This window comes from uncultured Peptoniphilus sp. (genome assembly GCF_946998875.1).
Classification (GTDB): domain Bacteria; phylum Bacillota; class Clostridia; order Tissierellales; family Peptoniphilaceae; genus Peptoniphilus_A.
The window spans coordinates 1-2,870 of record NZ_CAMQAY010000050.1 but is presented as its reverse complement, the minus strand read 5'-3'; the positions used below and the strand labels follow the sequence as shown (position 1 = coordinate 2,870).

The window sequence follows — 2,870 nt, the reverse complement described above, 5'->3', positions numbered from 1 at the left end:
TTCTGAAAACACCCTTGGCGACATGAGAAAGATTATGTTTGAAAAGATGGAGGCTCTTCCTGTTTCTTACTTCGATAGGAAAAGTCACGGCGACATTATGTCCTACTACACAAATGATGTAAGGGCACTAGGCGATATGATTGCCCAGTCCTTCCCTTCCTTTGTGTCATCACTTATGACCATAATTATGGTTTTAATTGCCATGTTTTCTCAATCAGCTACTCTTTCTCTTGTAATAATTTTTACAGTGGGGCTTATGGTTTTTGTCATGAATGTAATTGGAGGCAAGTCTTCCCATTATTTCTTGAGCCAACAAAAGTCCCTTGCCAAGACTAATGGCTACATTGAAGAGATGATTGACGGACTAAAAGTTGTAAAAGTTTTTAACCACGAGGATGCTGCAAGGGAAGACTTTGCAGTAATTAACGACGAGCTAATGAATAACACCATGATTGCAAATAGATTGGGATTATTTTTATTTCCACTTATTTTTGGCATTGGAAACTTTCAATATATTTTATTTGCCCTAATAGGTGGACTAATGGCAGTTCACGGTGGCTTTGGCATAACAGTTGGCGTCGTTGCTTCCTTCTTGCAACTATCAAGAACTATAACTGGTCCCATGGGACAAATTGGTGGCAATATTAATTCAGTTGTCCTTGCCCTAGCAGGCGCAAGAAGAATCTTTGAATTTTTGGAAGTTGAGCCAGAAGATTATTCAGGCGATGTTGAAAAAGTTCTTAAAAATATAGATGGCAAAGAAAAATATTTTTGGCACGACTTAAAAACAGATGAGTACAGAGAACTTTTGGGCGACATAAGATTTAAGGATGTAGACTTTTCCTATGACGGCAAAAATAAAGTTTTGAAAAATTTAAATCTCTACGCCAAGCCAGGACAAAAAGTTGCCTTCGTCGGTGCAACGGGCGCAGGAAAAACTACAATAACAAATTTGATTAACAGATTTTATGACATTGACAGGGGCGAAATTACCTTCGACGGCATTGACATTAAGAGGATAAAAAAGAAGGACCTAAGATCATCACTTGGCATGGTCCTTCAAGACACTCACCTCTTCACAGACACTATTGCAGAAAATATAAATTACTCTGTAGATGATGTGAACATGGATAAAACCCTTGCCGTGGCAAAGAGGACCAAGGCTCACGACTTTATAAAGAACCTAGAAAATGGCTACGACACTCTTATCACTGGAGCAGGCGGCGAACTTTCTGAAGGACAAATGCAGCTTCTTTCCATTGCAAGAGCAGAAATATTTAATCCACCAGTTATGATCCTTGACGAGGCAACATCATCAATTGACTCTCGTACAGAAAAAATTGTACAAGAAGGCATGGATCAAATCATGAAGGGAAGAACGACTTTTGTCATTGCCCACAGGCTCTCCACAATTATGAACTCTGATGTAATAATAGTCCTTCAAAATGGCGAAATAGTAGAAAGAGGCGACCACAAAGACTTACTAGAACAGAGAGGAATTTATTACAAGCTCTACACAGGTGGCTTCGACGAATAAAATTTTATAAAATAAAAAAGGTGCTGGATTTTTTTCCAACACCTTTTTTAGAAATCTCTATTTTTATAAAATTTTTCTGAAAGCTTTATTGAAATAGAAATTATTGCAAAAATTATAAATAGAATAATTAAAATGCTCATTAGCTTATTATTAGTCATTAAATTAAGTAGGTCTTTTAAAGAATTCCTGAAGGTCATACTAAAGAAGGAAAAGAGGGCAATTACCACAAAACTAATAGCTGAAAGTGTCTTTGCCTTTTTGTATCCATACTTAAAATAAAGGGGATACTGCATAGAAATCAAAAAAACAAAAACTATAAAGAAAGACCCAATAATTGGAAGGACAATTTTTATATCGAATTTCACAAAAAATGATGCCACAAGGGAAAATATTAGTCCTATAATTATAGATACGATAAATAAAATTAAGGCAAAGGCATATCTTCCTTTCACAACTTTATCTCCCTTTATTCCAAAAATTTTGTAAAGTGAATCTATACCAGCTTCATCTCCCACAAGGAAAGGGTAAGAGGAATACATCATGGCAAATAATAGGGGCATTGAGATTGCTATTAGTGGATTTTTCGTCATAAAAAAGTAAACTAAATAGAGTATAACCATTATTAAAAGATTTTTTATTGTGAAATAGGGCTTAATTGAAATATAATCTAGTTCCATAATTTTTTTAATGTCCTTCATTTTTTCCTCCCATATAAAACTAAAATTTTATTTATGTCTGGCTTTTCAACAATTAATTCTTCTGGAATTTTTTCTATATCTATATTTTTTACAAGGGCTTCAAAGGAAGTGTCTGAAGATTTTATGCCAAGAAGATCAAAATCTTTTAAAAGTTCTCTATCTTCTTCTCCTCCCTTTAAAAGCAAATATTTTTCCAAAAAATCTTCTTTACTAGAGTTTTCGACAATCTTTCCTTGGTCGATAAAAATTATATAATCGGCAATTCTGTCTAAATCTTCTGTTATGTGAGTGGAAAAAAGCACTGTATTATTTTCATCTTCCACAAATTCCTTTAACATATCTGTAAGCTCATCTCTCATACTTGGGTCAAGTCCACTTGTTGGCTCATCTAAAATTAAAAGATTTGCCTTGTGAGAAAGCGCAATTGAAAACATTAATTTTATTTTCATTCCACGAGAAAGCTCTTTAACTTTTTTATTTTTTTCAATGCCAAAATTTTTGATATATGAAAAAAATTTATCTTCCTGCCAATTTTCATAGCCACACTTCATTGCCTCATTGACCATGGAAATTTTCCAGTCCTTTGACAAGAAGGAATCGTCCATAATTATCCCCACATCTTGAAGATAATTTAA

At 34.1% G+C, this 2,870-nt stretch carries 3 protein-coding genes; 1 reads left to right on the top strand and 2 read right to left on the bottom strand.

The window, feature by feature from the left end; all coding sequences use genetic code 11:
- Positions 1-1,537 (top strand): ABC transporter ATP-binding protein (locus Q0U74_RS07735; protein WP_297393886.1); only part of this gene is annotated, 1,537 nt, incomplete at its 5' end.
- A gap of 47 nt (positions 1,538-1,584) precedes the next feature.
- On the opposite strand, the gene Q0U74_RS07730 is transcribed toward Q0U74_RS07735, so the two are convergent.
- Complete coding sequence (locus Q0U74_RS07730) at positions 1,585-2,235, bottom strand: ABC-2 transporter permease (protein WP_297393884.1); 651 nt, start codon at positions 2,233-2,235, stop codon at positions 1,585-1,587.
- Positions 2,232-2,870, bottom strand: a 639-nt coding sequence (locus Q0U74_RS07725) for an AAA family ATPase (RefSeq protein ID WP_297393882.1), incomplete at its 5' end; no start/stop codon positions are given. The genes Q0U74_RS07730 and Q0U74_RS07725, both read right to left, overlap by 4 nt.